This is a genomic window from Mycobacterium shunyiense (assembly GCF_058270035.1).
Map to the genome: position 1 here is coordinate 64,764 of NZ_JBZDPT010000009.1, position 16,964 is coordinate 81,727.

At 65.8% G+C, this 16,964-nt stretch carries 13 protein-coding genes; 5 read left to right on the forward strand and 8 right to left on the reverse strand.

From position 1 onward, the window contains the following. The first annotated feature begins 62 nt into the window (after positions 1–62). Complete coding sequence (locus tag AC4ELS_RS08095; RefSeq protein ID WP_499046675.1) at positions 63–467, forward strand: SRPBCC family protein; 405 nt, start codon at positions 63–65, stop codon at positions 465–467. On the opposite strand, the gene AC4ELS_RS08100 is transcribed toward AC4ELS_RS08095, so the two are convergent. Next, positions 461–691, reverse strand: a complete 231-nt coding sequence (locus AC4ELS_RS08100) for a hypothetical protein (RefSeq protein ID WP_463806790.1) — start codon at positions 689–691, stop codon at positions 461–463. The genes AC4ELS_RS08095 and AC4ELS_RS08100 overlap by 7 nt on opposite strands. An 80-nt stretch (positions 692–771) precedes the next feature. Then, the gene (locus AC4ELS_RS08105) at positions 772–1,209 is read right to left on the reverse strand and encodes a lipoprotein LpqH (protein WP_064883485.1); all 438 of its coding nucleotides are present in this window, start codon (positions 1,207–1,209) and stop codon (positions 772–774) included. Positions 1,210–1,347: 138 nt separating this feature from the next. Here AC4ELS_RS08105 and ilvA point away from each other — a divergent pair, with 138 nt between their 5' ends. Continuing rightward, positions 1,348–2,640 carry a threonine ammonia-lyase IlvA gene (ilvA, locus tag AC4ELS_RS08110; RefSeq protein WP_448447721.1) on the forward strand — a complete coding sequence of 431 codons (1,293 nt, stop codon included), beginning with the start codon at positions 1,348–1,350 and terminating at the stop codon, positions 2,638–2,640. 25 nt (positions 2,641–2,665) lie between these two features. On the opposite strand, the gene AC4ELS_RS08115 is transcribed toward ilvA, so the two are convergent. Beyond that, a complete protein-coding gene (locus tag AC4ELS_RS08115) occupies positions 2,666–4,330 on the reverse strand; it encodes a M4 family metallopeptidase (RefSeq protein ID WP_448447719.1) in 1,665 nt (554 codons plus the stop codon). Positions 4,331–4,480: 150 nt separating this feature from the next. Between AC4ELS_RS08115 and AC4ELS_RS08120 the strand changes: the two genes are divergently transcribed. Both AC4ELS_RS08120 and AC4ELS_RS08125 read left to right on the forward strand, forming a co-directional pair. Next, positions 4,481–6,100, forward strand: a complete 1,620-nt coding sequence (locus tag AC4ELS_RS08120) for a tyrosinase family protein (RefSeq protein WP_499046679.1) — start codon at positions 4,481–4,483, stop codon at positions 6,098–6,100. 158 nt (positions 6,101–6,258) lie between these two features. Continuing rightward, positions 6,259–6,915, forward strand: coding sequence for a copper chaperone (locus AC4ELS_RS08125; RefSeq protein WP_499046680.1), 657 nt, complete (start codon positions 6,259–6,261; stop codon positions 6,913–6,915). On the opposite strand, the gene AC4ELS_RS08130 is transcribed toward AC4ELS_RS08125, so the two are convergent. After that, the gene (locus AC4ELS_RS08130) at positions 6,884–8,050 is read right to left on the reverse strand and encodes an MFS transporter (RefSeq protein WP_499046682.1); all 1,167 of its coding nucleotides are present in this window, start codon (positions 8,048–8,050) and stop codon (positions 6,884–6,886) included. The two genes, AC4ELS_RS08125 and AC4ELS_RS08130, sit on opposite strands and share 32 nt — an antisense overlap. An 82-nt stretch (positions 8,051–8,132) precedes the next feature. On the opposite strand from AC4ELS_RS08130, the gene AC4ELS_RS08135 reads away from it, so the two are divergent. Further along, a complete protein-coding gene (locus tag AC4ELS_RS08135) occupies positions 8,133–8,591 on the forward strand; it encodes a winged helix-turn-helix transcriptional regulator (protein WP_064958629.1) in 459 nt (152 codons plus the stop codon). Here AC4ELS_RS08135 and treZ read toward each other — a convergent pair. Genes treZ through sucT form a run of 4 tightly spaced genes read right to left on the reverse strand, consistent with a single transcriptional unit; the run spans position 8,585 to position 16,933 of the window. Next, the gene (gene treZ / locus AC4ELS_RS08140) at positions 8,585–10,318 is read right to left on the reverse strand and encodes a malto-oligosyltrehalose trehalohydrolase (RefSeq protein WP_499046684.1); all 1,734 of its coding nucleotides are present in this window, start codon (positions 10,316–10,318) and stop codon (positions 8,585–8,587) included. The genes AC4ELS_RS08135 and treZ overlap by 7 nt on opposite strands. Beyond that, positions 10,311–12,578 carry a malto-oligosyltrehalose synthase gene (gene treY / locus AC4ELS_RS08145; protein ID WP_499046686.1) on the reverse strand — a complete coding sequence of 756 codons (2,268 nt, stop codon included), beginning with the start codon at positions 12,576–12,578 and terminating at the stop codon, positions 10,311–10,313. Before treY ends, treZ begins: the two co-directional genes overlap by 8 nt. 1 nt (position 12,579) lies before the next feature. Continuing rightward, the gene (glgX, locus tag AC4ELS_RS08150) at positions 12,580–14,748 is read right to left on the reverse strand and encodes a glycogen debranching protein GlgX (protein ID WP_499046689.1); all 2,169 of its coding nucleotides are present in this window, start codon (positions 14,746–14,748) and stop codon (positions 12,580–12,582) included. A gap of 4 nt (positions 14,749–14,752) precedes the next feature. After that, entirely contained in the window at positions 14,753–16,933 is a 2,181-nt protein-coding gene (sucT, locus tag AC4ELS_RS08155; protein ID WP_064958633.1) for an acetyltransferase SucT, read from the reverse strand. Positions 16,934–16,964: the final 31 nt, after the last annotated feature.

Genomic DNA, 16,964 nt, shown 5'->3' on the forward strand with positions numbered 1-16,964 from the left:
CGACCGGTGGTGTGGGTGAAAGGGGGTGGGCAGTGAGCTGACCGCAGCCTACGGTGGGAGCCATGCGCAGCATGCACGTGAGCGTCTGGATCGAGGTTGCCGCGGACGCGGTGTACGCCTACGCGGCAGATCCGCAGCACCTGGCCAACTGGGCGGCGGGGCTGGCTGAAGGTGGGCTACGACTCACCCCGCGCGGATGGGTCGCCGATTCGCCGATGGGTGAGGTCACCGTCGAATTCGCCGGCCCCAACACGCTAGGAGTGCTTGACCGCGTGGTGCGGTTGCCCTCGGGTGAGGCCGTCTACAACCCGATGCGGGTGGTGCCGGGCGGCGTCGACGCCGAGTCGTGCGAAGTCGTGTTCACCGTCCGGCAGCGGCCCGGCGTGACGGACTCGGAGTTCGAAGCAGACGTGGCTGCGGTGGCAGCGGATCTAGCGACCTTGCGGCGGCTGCTGGAGTGTCACTGATCAGTCGGCGAAACGTGGCCGAGGCTCAGCCACACGACGATGGTCGCCGCGGCTGCGGAGAGTACCGCCGGGGCGGCGCTCATGGTTGCCACGCCGACGATCACCAGTACCAGCGCACCGACCGCCAGGGCGATCAGCTTGTAGGTCGGCCAGGGCACCCCGGCGATGTCCACTTGGTGATCGGCCCGGGAGGCGACACTGCGAAAGTTCCCGGCGGTGGTCATGTATTGACGATAGCTCGCAACATTGATTTCGGCTAGCCGAAACCTTGGATGTGGCGTGTCGCTTTATCGGTCCAGACTGCTCAACAGCGGGCTTCCATCCGGTACTGGACCTCGGCCGGTCGGGTGGGGCGGTCCGCGAACCAGCCACGCGCCGTGCCGCTGATATGGAATGTGGTGCCATCAACGCTGGCGTCGGCAGGCGCTGTCACATTGGCCGAGCCGCCGGTGAACCCTTCCAACCCGGTCAAGCGCATGACTTTCGGCTCGACGGTGGCGCCGGTCTGGATGATGGCCGTGAAGCCGGGCGTTTCCGGCTGAGTTTCGATGGTCCACAGCCAGGACCTCTGCGTGCAGAGCACCGAGAACGTGGTCGGGACCTGCTCGCCGTTGATGAAAATCCGCGCCGTGTAGGCATCCGCAGGGATGCCGGTGGCCGCCGCGCAGGCAGATAACGCCAGCGCGCCTACCGAAACGGTGTGCGCCGCTACCCGCCGCGCCCGCTGCTGCATGTGCCGCATGACGGTTGTTTTCCCAGTTCGGAGTCCCTTCAACCACCTGCTGTTGCTTTCCTCGCGATAGCCGTCCAGCTGCCGGGATCCGGTCGTGTGTTCCCACCCAACTGCAGAGAAATGCCTGGCCAGTGGCACCATTGAACGGTGACTGCCGATCTGAGCAAGGGCTCCCGAGTCTCCCCGCTGGCTGCGCCGCTTTCCGCGGCCGACATCGACGAGGCCGCCAAGCGAATTTCCGGCGTGGTCACCCGCAGCCCGTTGCAGTACAACGAACGGCTCTCGGACGCGACCGGAGCCAATGTCTACCTCAAGCGTGAGGACCTGCAAGCGGTGCGTTCCTACAAGGTGCGCGGGGCGTTCAACCTGATGGCGCAGCTCTCGCCCGAGGAGCTCGCCGCCGGCGTGGTGTGCTCATCGGCGGGCAACCATGCGCAGGGCTTCGCCATGGCCTGCCGGTCGATGCGGACCCACGGTCGCGTGTACGTGCCGGCCAAGACGCCCAAGCAGAAGCGGGACCGGATCAGGTACCACGGCCGCGAGTTCATCGAGCTCATCGCGGTCGGGTCGACCTACGATCTGGCCGCTGCCGCGGCGCTCGACGACGTCGCCCGGACCGGGGCGACCCTCGTACCTCCGTACGACGACGTGCGGACGATGGCCGGGCAGGGCACCATCGCTGCCGAGCTGCTCGACCAACTCGACGACGAGCCGGACCTGGTGATCGTCCCCGTCGGCGGCGGCGGTTGTATCTCCGGCATCACCACCTACCTCGCCGAGCGTGCCTCGGGCACGTCGGTACTCGGTGTCGAGCCGGCCGGTGCGGCCTCGATGATCGCCGCGCTGGCCGCGGGCCAGCCCGTCACCCTCGATCACGTCGACCAGTTCGTCGACGGTGCGGCAGTGGCGCGGGCCGGGGCGCTGCCGTATGCCGCGTTGGCCGCGGCCGGTGACATGGTCTCGCTCACCACGGTCGACGAAGGCGCGGTGTGCACCACGATGCTCGACCTGTATCAGAACGACGGAATCATCGCCGAGCCTGCCGGCGCGTTGTCGGTCGCGGCGCTGCTGGAGGCGGACATCGAACGCGGTTCCACCGTCGTGTGCCTGATCTCCGGCGGGAACAACGACGTGTCGCGGTACAACGAGGTGGTCGAGCGGTCACTGGTGCACCTGGGGCTCAAGCACTACTTCCTGGTCGACTTCCCGCAGGAACCCGGGGCGTTGCGCCGTTTCCTGGACGAGGTTCTCGGACCGGGCGACGACATCACGCTTTTCGAGTACGTCAAGCGCAACAACCGCGAGACCGGTGAGGCACTGTGCGGTGTCGAGTTGAGTGCAGCGACCGACCTCGAAGGCCTGCTGGCACGGATGGCGGACTCCGACATCCACGTGGAGTTGCTCGAACCCGGGTCGCCGACGTACCGGTACCTGACCTGAGGAACCCGACCTGAAGGGCGAGCCTTCAGGCGCTGATCCCGGTGGCCTCGAATCCGGCGCTCACCGCGGCGACCTTCTCATCCCGAACGCTTTCGGAGTCCCCGCGGAACAGAGACTTGGCCACCAGTTCCACGGCCCGGCGGCTGTCACTGAAACCTGACGTCCGCGAAAGATGAAGTGTCAGTGCGAGGTAGAACAGCGCTGCCACATCCTGGGGCGTGAAGAGGTGGCCCTGGCCGTTTTTTGCGCTGATGATGTTGAACGCCGCCTTGTTGTGGATGCCACTGTTGGTGTGCACACCGCCGTTGTCCCGGGTCGTGTGTACATAGTCGCGCATGTGCGCGGGCTGGCCGCGCCGGGCCGGATCACTCAGATCCCTCAGGGGTACGCCGGTACCGTCGAGTTCTTCACCCATTTCCCAGTTCCAGCTGTCGATGTCGGGTTTCTGGGAGTTCGCGATGATCGTCCCCATGATGTCCGAGTAGGACTCGTTCAGCGCGCCGGACTCGTCCTTGTACTCGAGACGGGCCGTGTTGTCGGTCAGTCCGTGCGTCATTTCATGCGCCACGACGTCCATCGCCACTGCATACGACCGCAGTTCGCCGCCGACACTGCGCTGCCCGTACACCATCTGGGTGCCGATCCAGGCGGCGTTGCGCCATTCCTGGGGTGTCGCGGCCTGGATAGAGGTGCAGTTGATGGACGAGATGAACGGGCCGCCCTGGTTGTCGAGGCCGTTGCGCTGCAATGTGTTCAGCAGATAGTCGGCAACCTCCTGGGCGTTGGCGTGGGCACTGATCGCCGCCGGGCTCCAAGGTGCTGGTGGATTGGAGATCGGTGCCGCGCCCGGTAGTGAGCGGAACTGCGATTCGATCTTGCGGAACCCGAAATCGTAGGTCTCGATGCGCCGGGTGGGATCCACCAGACGCTTGTTGTCGTTCTCGTCGCGTTCGGCCCGGATGCGACGGGTCTGGCCGAGGGCGTCGGTCGAGTCCAGCTCTTCCAGGGTCCACGAAATCGTCTGGGTGCGGGGAAGTTTGGCGACGAGATCGCCGGAGTGCGCGTCGACAACGTAGTCGAAGAGCTCCGGCAGCGTCTCCGGGTGACCGTCGGAGGTGCGCTCGCGGTGGCGCTGTACGTTCTTGGCGATGTACACGAGGCGCCAGACGCTGGGGTCTGCACTCTTGTCGAAGTAGAAGTAGAGCCGGGGTGGCTCCGGCAGTGGCAATGCGTCTTTGCCCGCATCCTTGACGATCACGTCCTGGGCCTGCGCCGGCGATATGGTCGCGACCGCGTCGACCCCTTCGGGATTACCGATCGCCGAGTTGACGGCCAGCATGTTGTTGGCGTCGTCGAGTTCGATCGTGACGAGCGACCCGTACACCGGGATGCGTTGGCGGTATTGGGCGAACTTCACGACGGTGGATTCGGTCAGCGGAATCGACTCGGTGCCCAGGGCCAGGTACTCGGTCCCCGGGCCTGCGCTGCTGTCGGTGATCGAGGGCACCTCGGGGCTGGAGATCATCTGGTTGAGGTAGCGGCGTGCCGCCGATTCCGGATCGAGCGTTGCCACGTCGATCGCCTGCGCCCCACCGGGCACAACCGCCTCGTCATTGATGGCCTGTACTGCCGGGCCCTGGTACTTGTCCGCGCTGTGCAGTGCAAAGCTCTCTAACCCGTTGTCGTTCATGAGTTCTCACATCTCCTGCTCCGAGGGTTGGGCTGCCCGGGTGCGGACCGGCCTGCGCCGGCGCTGTGGCACGGCCTGATCATGCGCCAGAGTGCGGCGCAGATGCGTGCGTAGTGGCCTACTCGAATATCGCGGCGATCGGGAGCTCCGATGCGTGTGCGGGCCACCGCGATGCGCGTGCTGCCGGCGTCGACGCCGAACACAGGTAGTGATGTACGCGCGCGCCCCTGCCTCCGGGCGCTTACCGTCCTGACGTGGGTATTCGCCCCACTGGAGATCCGCAGCAAGGAAGAGCCGACCATGGCCGAACACATCACGCAGTCCGGTGACACCCTCACGGTTGCGGAGTCGGCATCGACCCGCGTTCGGCGCAACATCTGGACGCTCGATCACATCGATCACTGGCACCCGACGATCTACGCCTACGCCCGCGCAGTTCAGGTGCTGATCGGCCGGACAGATGCGGATCAGCTGGATCCGATCGGTTGGCAGTATCAGTCCGACATTCACGGCACCACAGTGAAGCCCGACCGGTTCCGCAATCAGTGCCAGCACTTCTGCTGGTTCTTCCTGCCCTGGCACCGGATGTATCTGCAATGGTTCGAGCGGATTGTCACGTCGGCCATCCAGGAACTCGACGACGTCGATGAACAGACCAAGTCGACCTGGGCGCTGCCGTACTGGAACTACAGCAGCGACGACCCGGACCGCCGCCGGCTGCCGCAGGCCTTCCTCGATACGACCCTGCCGGACGGGGTGACACCGAATCCCCTGTGGGTGCCCGGACGGAACCTCAACGACGGCTCGTCACTGCCTGCCTCCGATGTCGACCTGACGAGTGCGCTGGCGCCCGTCGACTTCGCTGGGTTCGGCGGGTTCGCCGGTGGGCGTACGGGATTCAGTCATGCCGGCGAGGACCCCGGTGCGGCGATGGGACCGTTGGAAGGAACGCCCCACGGTGCCGTCCACGTCGGTGTGGGTGGACTGATGGGATCGTTCAACACGGCGGCGCTGGACCCCATCTTCTGGCTGCATCATGCCAACATCGACCGGATCTGGGAGATCTGGCGGACGATGCCGGACCGCGCCAACACCACGGAGGCTGCCTGGCTGACCGGTGTGACCTTCCACTTCCATGACGAGAACCGGGCGACGCTCACCGAGACGGTTCAGGAGGTGCTCGAAACTGCCCCTCAGCTCAGCTACAGCTATGAGGACATCGCCGCCCCTGTCGCACTGGAGGCACTCATGCCAACCGCACCTGCGCCCGAGAACCCACCGGAACTCGTCGGAGCATCGGATCGCGCGATCGCCCTCGCCGGTGAGGCGACGAACGTCACCTTCGCCATCGCGCCACCCCTGGGCCCACTGGCCCAGGAGGAGAGCCCGGTATCCCGCGCTTTCCTTCGGATCGAGGATGTGACGTCGCCGGCGCCGGTGGGCGTCACCTACAAGGTGTATCTCGACGTGGGCGGCGGTGAACCGACTGTCGATGATGACCATTTCGTCGGTGTCGCCGCATTTTTCGGGATCGAGGAATCCACCAATCCCGACAATGAACACGGCGGGATGCGGCTCGCCTACGACATCACCGGTCTGTATCAACGGTTCACCGCCGAGGGGCGGTGGAGTGACCAGGTCAGCGTCACCTTCGTGCCGCAGTACGTGGAGCCGGCCGCTCATCCCATCCGGCTACCGGGGGCTCAGGCCTCGGCACCACAGGAGCCGGGACAGGCGCGCGTCGGGCGCGTGAGTGTCTTCCTGCAATGACTCTGGCTGCAGCACCGGCGCGGCCATCGCCCTGGCGACGGTTGTGGTGGCGGCATCCGGAGCTATCCGTGCTCACGGTTTCGGTGGCTGCCTGGTCGGCGGTGACGGTACTGCACCTGATGATGCCGGGTCACGTTGGCGCCCATCACTGTTCGGCAGTGCCTCACGCTGCGGCCCACCACCATGGGGCGTCAGGGTTGGGCGTCGTCGCAGAACGCTGCGCGGCGATGGGTCCCGGTGTGCCCGAATTTCCTGCCTCGCTGGGAATGTGGGTGGTCATGGCCGCGGCGATGATGCTGCCCACGACGCTGGCCGCCGTGCGGTCGATATCGATGAACGGCAGGTGGAATCGGCGGCACCGCAGCCAAGTGTTGTTCGTACTCGGTTATCTCGCAGTGTGGTCGGTGTTCGGTGCCGCAGCGCTGGCCATTGTCTGGTCGGTCGGTGTGAAAACAGTTGGTGTTCCGGTGGTCTCGAGTCTGCTCGCGGGCGCGGCAGCCTGGGAACTGACCCGCCGGAAGCGGTTGTTCCTGCGGGCGTGTCATCGGGTACAGGCGCTGCCTGCGGACGGCCGGCGAGCGGACCGGGCATGCGTCGGCGAGGGCCTGCGTAACGGGCTGCGCTGTGTGGGCGCCTGCGGCCCGATGATGCTGCCCATGGCGTTGGCCCCGCACGCACTGTGGCTGATGGTGGCCCTCTTCGGAGTCGCGGCGGGGGAGAAGTTGGTCACGAAAGCCGTGGACCATCTGCCGGTGTTCGCGGCGGTTCTGGCACTGGTCGCCGTCATCGTGGCGTTCGGTGCGCCGGTCGGCTGACCGCCCACATGACGAGGGCGCAGCCGGCGAAGGCGGCGCCGAGGAGCGCCGAGGCGGTCCAGCCTGCAGCCGAGAACGCGGCGGTCGTGGCGGTCGCACCCAGGGCTGAGCCGAGTGAGTAGAAGAACATATAGCCGCCGATGACGCTGCTGGTGCGGTGCGGGTGGGCAGTGGTCAGCAGGTGCTGATTGCTCACATGGACAGCTTGCACCGCGAAGTCGAGCACGACGACACCGACGACGATCGGCAGCAGCGACCATGACACGTGCCCGATGGCCAGCCACGATACGGCCAGTAATGCGAGCGCCCCGCCGGTGACCGTACTTGCGAACCCGGCGTCAGCCCAGTGTCCGGCCCGGGCGGCGCCGAGTGCGCCTGCTAGGCCGGCGATTCCGAAGAGTCCGATCTGAGCTGTGCTCAGATGCCACGGATCCGCCGCCAGTGGCAGCGCCAGGCCGCTCCACAGCGTTCCGAACGAGGCGAACAGAAAGAACGCGATCACCCCGCGCGAGACGAACAGGCGGTCACCGAACAGTCGGCCCAACGACGCCAGCACCTCGACGTAGGTGGTGTGCGCACGGGGCGGGTCGGGCGGGAAGAGCCGCAGCACGAGACATGCCAGCGTCAGCAACAGCACCGCCAGCCCGAGATAGACGCTGCGCCAACCCCACACCGCGGCAACGGCGCCCGCCGCCACGCGGGATCCGAGGATGCCGATGACGACTCCGGAGGTCACCACGCCGAGGGTTCGACCGCGTTGTTCGGGTGTGGACAGAGCCGCAGCGTAGGCGACCGTGGTCTGAACGACTACCGCGAACAGGCCGGCCACCGCCAGGCCGGCTAGCAGTAGCCAGGACTGTGCGGCCGTCGCGGCCAGTGCCACGCCCACTGCGGCCAACACCAGGTGCCCGCTGATGAGCCGGCGGCGATCGACCATGTCGCCGAGCGGGACGAGGGCGAACAGTCCCACCAGATAACCCAGTTGTCCGGCGGTGACGATCGATCCCAGCTCGGCATCGGGCACGCCCAGGTCGTGGCCGATCAGGGTCAGCACCGGCTGTGCCGCATAGATCGTTGCCACGGCCACTGCGCACACGGTGGCGAGAAGCATCTTCAGGCCGACGGTCGGTTTCATCTACCCTCCAATTGGTTGCAAATTGCAACTGAACCGACGCTACGGCAGAATAGTTTCATTCAGCAACTCTTCAGGGGGAGCGATGGGCGAGGCGATGCCGCACAGCGATGACGTGACCTGGACCGATCCCGCATGTCCGGTGGCGCGCACCCTCGACCTGGTGGGGGATCGCTGGAGCCTGTTGATCGTGCGTGACGCCATGGACGGAGCCCGCGCCTTCACCGATTTTCAGCAGCGGACCGGCATCGCGCGCAACATCCTGACCGACCGCCTGCGCCGATTGGTCGACCGCGGCATTCTCGACCGGGAGACGGCCGCGTCGGGCCGGCGGCAGGTGTACACCCTCACCCAGTCCGGTCGTGACCTCTTCACGGTGGTGGTGGCGCTGCGCCAGTGGGGTGAGCGGCATGCGTTCGCATCTGGCGAGGCGCACTCGGTGCTCGTCGACACGAGCGGTGATCGACTTTCGGAACTACGGCCGACGAACTCGCGCGGTGCCGTCGTGGACCTCGACGGCACGTCCGTGCGGAAGGTTCACTGATCGCGCTTGCTACGCAGGACGGCGAATGAGTGGCCGGCCAACACCATGGATTCGGCGCGGATGTCGGGGGTTTCCCACGCCAGGAGCAGCTCGCCGGAAACGGGAAGCGTCACCGCCTCGGTGCCCAGGTTGCAGGCGATCGACACGGCCCCTCGATGCAGCAGAATCCAGCGCTGCTCTTCGTCGAAGTCGATGGACATGTGGTCGAGCCACGGATCTGCGAGGTCGGGTTCGCTGCGCCGCAACGCGATCAGTGCGTGATACGTGCGGTGGAGCCGATCATGATCACCCTCGGTGACCTCGCCCCAGTTCAGTTTGGAGCGCTGGAAGGTCGCCGGGTCCTGCGGATCGGGAATCTCGTCGGCGTCCCAGCCATGCTCGGCGAACTCGGCTTTGCGCCCCTCGGCAGTGGCGCGGGCAAGGTCCGGCTCGGGGTGTGAACTGAAGAACTGGAACGGCGAGGAGGATCCCCATTCCTCACCCATGAAAAGCATCGCCGTGTAAGGAGATCCGAGTGCCAACGCGGCCTTGACCGCCAGCTGGCCGAAGGTCAGCAACTGTGACGGCCGGTCGCCGACGGCGCGGTTGCCGACCTGGTCGTGGGTGAGGGTGTAGGCCAGCAGCCGAGTACCCGGAATCGTGGCGGTGTCCAACGGCCGACCGTGCCTGCGGTGCCGGAACGACGAATAGGTGCCAGCATGAAAGTAGCCGTGCTTCAACGTCTGCGCCAACGTCGCCAGCGATCCGAAATCCGCGTAGTAGCCCTGCCTTTCACCGGACACCGCGGCGTGGATGGCGTGGTGGATATCGTCGTCCCACTGTGCGGCGAGCCCGTACCCGCCGCGGTCGCGAGGAGTGATCAGCCGCGGATCGTTGAGGTCGCTTTCGGCGATCAGCGACAGCGGTCGGCCGAGTTCCCCGGCCAGGGCGTCGGTGTCGGTCGCCAGTTCCTCGAGCAGATGGATTGCGGTGTTGTCCACCAGTGCGTGCACTGCATCCAGGCGTAGGCCGTCGGCGTGGAAGTCGCGCATCCAGCGCAGCGCGCAATCGATGATGTAAGTGCGCACCTCGTCGGCGTCGGCATCGGACAGGTTGATCGAACTGCCCCACGGGTTGTGGCCGGATGACAGGTAGGGGCCGAACCGCGGAAGGTAATTGCCCGAGGGGCCGAGATGGTTGAACACCGCGTCGATCAGTACACCGAGACCACGCCCATGGCAGGCATCGATGAGCCGGATCAGGCCGTCGGGACCGCCGTAGGGCTCGTGCACTGCGTACCAGAGCACGCCGTCGTAGCCCCACCCATGGGTGCCGTTGAAGGCATTGACCGGCATCAACTCCACGAAATCGACACCGAGATCCACCAGGTGGTCGAGCTTGTGGATGGCGGAATCGAATGTGCCCTCGGGAGTGAAGGTTCCGACATGAAGTTCGTAGATCACCGCGCCGCTGATCGAGCGGCCCGCCCAGCCGCTGTCGGTCCAGGCGTCGGGCGCGGGCTGCCACAGCTGGGAGCGTTCATGTACACCGTCGGGTTGGCGCGCTGAGCGAGGATCGGGCAGCACCGTCGGATCGTCGTCGAGAACGAACCCGTATCGGGCATTGCTACGGCTCGCGACCTCCGCACGCCACCAGCCGTCTTCGGAGCGCACCATGTCGTGCAGCGTTCCGTCAACGTCGACCCGCACGCGGTCGGGGGCCGGTGCCCACACGGTGAATTCAGTCATCGGTACGCTCCAGCAGCGCCACCGGCGAATCGGCGAGCAGCTCGGTCAGCGGGACCGACCCAGCCCACTGACGCCCGCTCAGTCGATCCAGCCACTGGCCCACGGGCAGCGGCAACATTGTGTCTTCCCAGCCGGTTTCGGCCAGCGCCACGGTCCACCGGCAGGCGGCCACCACCACATCCTGACCTCGCAGAAACGCGACCAGGTGGCTCGCGGCACTGCCGGTCGCCGGCAGCGGGGCGTAGCTGCCGGCCAGGAATGTCTCGGGCCGGGCCCGGCGGAGCGCCAGGGCGGCCATGGTCACGCGCAGCTTGTCGTCGTCGCCTCGCTCCACAGCTCCGCGCAGTGCCGCATGGTCGACCGGGCGCCGGTTGTCCGGATCGACCAGGCTGTCCTCGGTCGTCTCGGTGCCCTGGTAGACGTCGGGGATGCCGGGTGCCGTGAGCTGAATGAGTTTCTGGCCAAGGATGTCGTTGCGGGCGTGGGCTTCGAGTCGGCTCACCAATGCCGTCAGTTCGGCTGCGACCGGCCCGTCGAGCACGCGGTCCAGCCAAGCGTGTACCTCATTCTCGAAATCCACGTCGGGGTCGTGCCAGGACGTCCTGGTGGCGCCCTCCCGGATCGCCTTCTCGGCGTAGCCGTGCAGCCGGGAGCGAAGCTCGTCGGTCACGGCGCCGTCGACCGGCCAGACGCCGAAGATGTTCTGCCACAGGAAAAGTGCGGTGTCACGGTCGGGGGGAGTGGACGTTGCAATCCACCGCTCGACCGAATCTGCCCACGTCTCGGGCACCTGGGACAGCAGGCCGATGCGGGCGCGGACATCCTCGCCGCGCTTGGTGTCGTGGGTCGACAATGCGGTCATCGTGGCCGGCCAGGCACGCATTCGCGCCGTCGCCCGCTGATGGAACTCGGCCGCCGTGACCCCGAACAACTCCGGTGCGCCGCCGACCTCGTTGAGCGACACGAGACGCGCCTCGCGGTAGAACAGGCAGTCTTCGACGGCCTTGGCGGTCGCGGCGCCACACAGTTGGTTGAACCGGGAGACCACCTCGCCGCTGCGGGACATGGCTACCGAGATGGCGGTCAACGCTTCGCTGAGTTCGGGTGCGGCGCAGGCAGACTCCTGTATCGCCATCGGGATGATCGTGCCCAGTGCCGGATAGTCACTGCGGTACACGCCGATCCTGCTGATCAGTGTGGCCAGCGCCGCAGGCAGTCGGGGGTCGTGCTGCCCGGTCACCGCCGTGACGGATCGGCACAGTCGGCCCAACTCGCTGGCGAGGGTCTCGGCCACAGCAGCCCTCTTGAGCGTCGATTCGGCCTCGGGATCCGGATCGCCACTCACCGCGGTGAGCTGGCTCTCGGCGGCCGGGTCGACGAACAGTCCGCCGATCTCACGCAACGCGTCGTACCCGGTGGTGCCGTTAACCGGGAGCGATGCATCGAGGCTCTCGTCGGCGGCCAGGATCTTCTCCACCACGATCCACGCGTCGGGACCGGTGAGCTCACGCAACCAACGCAGATAGCCTGCGGGATCAGACAATCCGTCCGGATGGTCGATACGCAGACCATCCACCAATCCTTCGTCGAACCAGCGTTTGACCTCCACATGGCTGGCGTCGAAAACGGCACGGTCTTCCTGGCGCAGTGCGGCCAGAGACGTGATCGAGAAGAAGCGCCGGTAGCCGCAGATTCCGCTGCGCCAACCGGTCAGCCGGTAGTGCTGGCGATCGTGCACTTCGCTGCCGGTACCCGCGCCGGTCCCCGGTGCGATGGGGAAGACCAGATCGCCCAGGCGCAGCACGCCGCCGTCGACCACGAGGTCGGCGACGTCGTCATCTGAACCCAGGACGGGCAACACGATCCGGCCGGCATCGAGATCCCAGTCGATGTCGAAGTAGCCGGCGTAAGCGGAATCTCGGCCGTGCCGAAGTAGGTCCCACCACCACGGGTTCTGCTCGGGATGGGCAACGCCGACGTGGTTGGGCACGATGTCAACGATCAGCCCCATGCCGCGGGATCGGGCCGCTTCCGACAGGCGCTGTAGACCTTTGGATCCACCAAGTGCGGCCGACACCGTGGTGGGATCGGTGACATCGTATCCATGGGTCGATCCCTGTGCGGCCGACAGGATCGGCGAGAGATAGAGGTGTGACACACCGAGACGGTCGAGGTAGTCGAGCAGGTTCACCGCATCGTCGAATGTGCAGCAGTCCCCGCGCATCTGGAGCCGATACGTGGACAGCACCGGGCGCGGCATGTCAGGCCGTCTTGCGTAGGACGAGTAGGGAGCGGGCCTGTAGCGAGATCTTCTGGCCGGCGGCCACCACCAGATCGGAATCGCCCGTCGGACTGGCGGTGTCGAGGTCACCGGTCCATTCGGCGGCATAGTCGCCGTTGGGCGTGACGAAATCCTGCTCGTGGTCATTGGCGTTGAAGCAGAGCAGGAACGTGTCGTCGACCACGCGTTCACCGCGGGCATTGGGAGCGGGGATGGAGTCGCCGTTCAGGAACACCGCGACACAGGTTCCCAATCCCGTTCCCCAGTCCTCCGGGGTCATCTCGGTGCCGCCCGGAGTGAGCCAGGCGATGTCGCGGACCTGATCACCACTGCGGATCGGTTTGCCCTCGAAGAACCGGCGACGACGGAATGCCGCATGGCGCTTACGGAATGCCAATACCTTGCGGGTGAACTCGAGGTGCTCGGCATTGGTCTCCAGCAGCGACCAGTCCATCCAGGACAGCTCGGAATCCTGGCAGTACACGTTGTTGTTGCCCAACTGGGTACGGCCGATCTCGTCGCCGTGCGCGATCATCGGGGTGCCCTGCGACAGCATCAGCGTCCCCACGATGTTGCGCATCTGCTTGGCGCGCAAGGCCAGGATCGCCGGATCGTCGGTCGGTCCCTCGACCCCGCAGTTCCACGAGCGGTTGTGACTCTCGCCGTCGCGGTTGTCCTCACCGTTGGCCTCGTTGTGCTTCTCGTTGTAGGACACGAGGTCGTTGAGAGTGAACCCGTCGTGGCAGGTGACGAAGTTGATGCTGGCACCGGGACGACGGCCGGTGGCCTCGTACAGGTCCGAGGAGCCGGTCAGCCGGGAGGCGAACTCCCCCAGAGTTGCGGGCTCGCCCCGCCAGTAATCGCGCACAGTATCGCGATACTTCCCGTTCCATTCGGTCCACAAACCTGGGAAGTTGCCGACCTGGTAGCCACCCTCGCCGATGTCCCACGGCTCGGCGATGAGCTTGACCTGGCTGACCACCGGATCCTGCTGGACCAGATCGAAGAACGCCGAGAGGCGGTCCACGTCATAAAATTCGCGGGCCAGTGTGGAGGCCAGGTCGAACCGGAACCCGTCGACGTGCATCTCCAGGACCCAGTACCGCAGTGAGTCCATGATCAGTTGCAGCGTGTGTGGGTGCCGCGCGTTGAGGCTGTTGCCGGTCCCGGTGAAATCCTTGTAGTACTCGGGCTGTCCGTCGAGCAGACGGTAGTAGGCGGCGTTGTCGATGCCGCGGAAGTTGATGGTCGGACCGAGGTGGTTGCCTTCGGCGGTGTGGTTGTAGACCACGTCGAGGATTACCTCGATACCCGCGTCGTGGAACGCCTTGACCATGGTCTTGAACTCGGCCACCGCGCCGCCGGCGTGCCGGGTGGCGGCGTACTGGAAGTGCGGGGCGAAAAAGCCGACGGTGTTGTAGCCCCAGTAGTTTCGCAGCCCGAGGTCCAGCAGGCGGTGGTCATGCATGAACTGGTGCACCGGCATCAACTCGATCGCGGTGATGTTCAGCGACTGGAGGTATTCGATGATCACCGGGTGGCTGAGTCCGGCATACGTCCCCCGGAGTTCCTCCGGGATTCCCGGGTGGGTCTGGGTCATGCCCTTGACGTGTGCCTCGTAGATCACCGTGTCGTGATACGGCGTCTTGGGCGCCCGGTCGGATCCCCACTGGAAGAACGGGTTGATCACCACGCTGGTCATGGTGTGGCCGAGAGAGTCGACCCCGGGCGGGTTTCCGGTACCGGGCGGCTCGGCGTTCAGGTCGTAGGAGAACAGGGCCTGGCTGAAGTCGAAGTCACCGTGAAACGACTTGCCATACGGGTCGAGCAGTAACTTGCTGGGATCACACCGATGGCCGCTGCCGGGGTCCCACGGGCCGTACACCCGGTACCCGTAACGCTGGCCGGGGGTGACCGTCGGTAGGTAGGCGTGCCAGACGTACCCGTCGACCTCTTCGAGGTTGATCCGATGTTCTGTGCCGTCCTTGGCGATCAGACACAGCTCGACCCGTTCGGCGACTTCGGAGAACAACGAGAAGTTGGTGCCGGCACCGTCATAGGTGGCCCCGAGCGGGTAGGCCTCGCCGGGCCACACAGTCGACATCGGCGTGGGTGCTGACGATGGAGGCACGGGAGATGACGGCGGCATGGGTTCACCACCAACCGGTGGCGACCGCCATCTGACGGCCCAATTCACCTGTCATCGTGCGCATATACGTCGTCGAAATATGGTGAGAATCGTGGTACAGCAACACATTTCCCTCCACCACGCGGCAGTAGTCCTTCCGGCACACCGCATCGCTCATGTCCAGTGGCTTGAGCAGAGGAAACCTCCCGACGAAATCCAGCGTGGGGTTGTGGTCGGAGAGTACCTTGGACCGATCGATGCCGCAGGAGATGGCATCGCCACCGTTGGCCAGGCAGTCGTAGGGGAAGTACGGCTTGCCGTTGCGGGTCAGCCACGGGGTGTCGCGCATTGCCAGAACCGGAATGTTGTTCTGGGAGAGGGTTTCCCAAATTCCGATGTAGGTGCCCGGCATGACGTCGCCGTCTTTGATGTTCCAGGGCCGCGTCGATGTGGTGAACACGAAATCGGGGCGATCGGCGATGAGCTGGGTCATCACCTTCTGGTTCCACTCATGGCATTTCGGATAGGGGCGATTGTCGCCCATCACCAGCGGGGTTTCCTCGGTGGTGAGCGGGCAACCCATCTTGAGGTAGGTGACCACCTTGAAGTTGTGCAGACGGCCCAGTAGATCGAGCGCGGTGATCCAGTGCTCGGCATGCGAGCCGCCGGCGACCGCGATGGTGCGCGCCGCGTCCTTGTCGCCGTAGGTGCAGTTGATCACGTCGGTGTTGCCGAAATCGCTGATACAGCCGTCGGTCGTGGACGCGGGCAGATCGTCCTTTGCTTCCAGCACCGTCGGGCGCATCGGCAGCTTGGGCACGCGGGCATGGTCGATCAGTGCGCGGGCCCCTGGGTAGTCGCGGGCCGACAGTCCGGAGAGCTCCTTGCCGTTGGCGCGCTGCACGGTGACGTGCTCGCGCCAGGTGAAGGAGGTGGCCGTCAACGCGACACCGAGCAGTCCGACGATCGAGCCGAGGACGATGGTGGGCCGACGCAGCCGGACCCGCCACGGAATGGCGGGCATGGACACACTCTGGGTGGTGTCCTTTGCTTTTTTCTGCGAGCGCAGCGGCTCCTCGATGTAACGGGTGGTGAGCCAGGCGAGCACGCCCGACACCAGCAGCACGATTGTGCCCTCGAGGAAGTTGGCGTGCGCGTGGCCCGAGTAGGACAGCCAGAAGATGAGCAACGGCCAGTGCCAGAGGTAGAGCGAGTACGCCATCGAGCCCAGCGACACGAACGGCTTTGTTGCCAGCATCCGGTTGGGTGCGGGTAACCGCTGGCCCGCGCTCGGATCCTCGGACCGGTTCGCGGCCGCCAGGATGAAGAGGACGGTGGCGCCGACCGGAACCAGCGTCCACGGCCCCGGGAACTCCTTGACGCCGTCGATCAACCAACCGCACGACAGGATGGCCGCCAACGCCACTGTGGACAAGATCGTGCGCAGCCACATCGGCCACCGCACCGCCGGAACCAAAGCCCCGGCGAGCGCGCCGATCAGCAGCTCCCAGCCGCGGGCGAAGCTGTTGTAGTAGGCGGTGGCCTGGTCGTTGTTGTGGGCGATGATCGCGTATACGAAGGACGCGATGGTCAGGGCGCCCAGTAAAACGATGAACGCGGTGCGTAGGTGCCGTCCGAAGATCCGGCGGCCGAGGAAAGCGAACCCGAAGACCAGCGCCAGGAACGCCACGTAGAACTGCCCCTGGACCGACATCGACCAGATGTGCTGCAGCGGACTGACCGCCTCACCGGCGCGAAGGTAGTCCGCGGCGGTGTTGGACAGTTCCCAGTTCTGGTAGTAGCCCAGGCTCGCCAGACTCTGGTCAGCAAACGTTTCCCAGCGGGTCTCTGGCTGCACGAGGATCGTCAGCACGGCGGCTGCGGCAAGCACCACGACCAGTGCTGGAAGTAGGCGCCGAATCAACCGGACCAGTTCGGGAACGGGCAACAGCGGAGCTTCGGGGTTGAGTGCGATCCGCAGGAGTTTGCCGCCGAAGAAGAATCCGGACAGCGCCAGGAAAACGTCGACACCACCGGAAACTCGACCGAACCAGATGTGGAACATCGCCACGAGGGCAATCGCGATACCGCGCAGTCCGTCCAGATCGTGGCGGTAGAAACCTGATGCACGGGTGCCCATGACTGCGTGCGGAACGGAACCGGATTCGGTGCCGGGCTCCGTCCGGGGGGCGTCAAGGGTTTTCATGGTCGAGGCCAATTTACCTAACATCGGCCCG

What these genes read in the sequence shown, in the direction of transcription:
- AC4ELS_RS08095 (WP_499046675.1), top strand. Translation starts at nt 63, where the DNA reads ATGCGCAGCATGCACGTGAGCGTCTGGATCGAGGTTGCCGCGGACGCG.
- AC4ELS_RS08100 (WP_463806790.1), bottom strand. Translation starts at nt 691, where the DNA reads ATGACCACCGCCGGGAACTTTCGCAGTGTCGCCTCCCGGGCCGATCAC.
- AC4ELS_RS08105 (WP_064883485.1), bottom strand. Translation starts at nt 1,209, where the DNA reads ATGCGGCACATGCAGCAGCGGGCGCGGCGGGTAGCGGCGCACACCGTT.
- AC4ELS_RS08115 (WP_448447719.1), bottom strand. Translation starts at nt 4,330, where the DNA reads ATGAACGACAACGGGTTAGAGAGCTTTGCACTGCACAGCGCGGACAAG.
- AC4ELS_RS08120 (WP_499046679.1), top strand. Translation starts at nt 4,481, where the DNA reads ATGCGTGTGCGGGCCACCGCGATGCGCGTGCTGCCGGCGTCGACGCCG.
- AC4ELS_RS08130 (WP_499046682.1), bottom strand. Translation starts at nt 8,050, where the DNA reads ATGAAACCGACCGTCGGCCTGAAGATGCTTCTCGCCACCGTGTGCGCA.
- AC4ELS_RS08135 (WP_064958629.1), top strand. Translation starts at nt 8,133, where the DNA reads ATGGGCGAGGCGATGCCGCACAGCGATGACGTGACCTGGACCGATCCC.
- treZ (WP_499046684.1), bottom strand. Translation starts at nt 10,318, where the DNA reads ATGACTGAATTCACCGTGTGGGCACCGGCCCCCGACCGCGTGCGGGTC.
- treY (WP_499046686.1), bottom strand. Translation starts at nt 12,578, where the DNA reads ATGCCGCGCCCGGTGCTGTCCACGTATCGGCTCCAGATGCGCGGGGAC.
- glgX (WP_499046689.1), bottom strand. Translation starts at nt 14,748, where the DNA reads ATGCCGCCGTCATCTCCCGTGCCTCCATCGTCAGCACCCACGCCGATG.
- sucT (WP_064958633.1), bottom strand. Translation starts at nt 16,933, where the DNA reads ATGAAAACCCTTGACGCCCCCCGGACGGAGCCCGGCACCGAATCCGGT.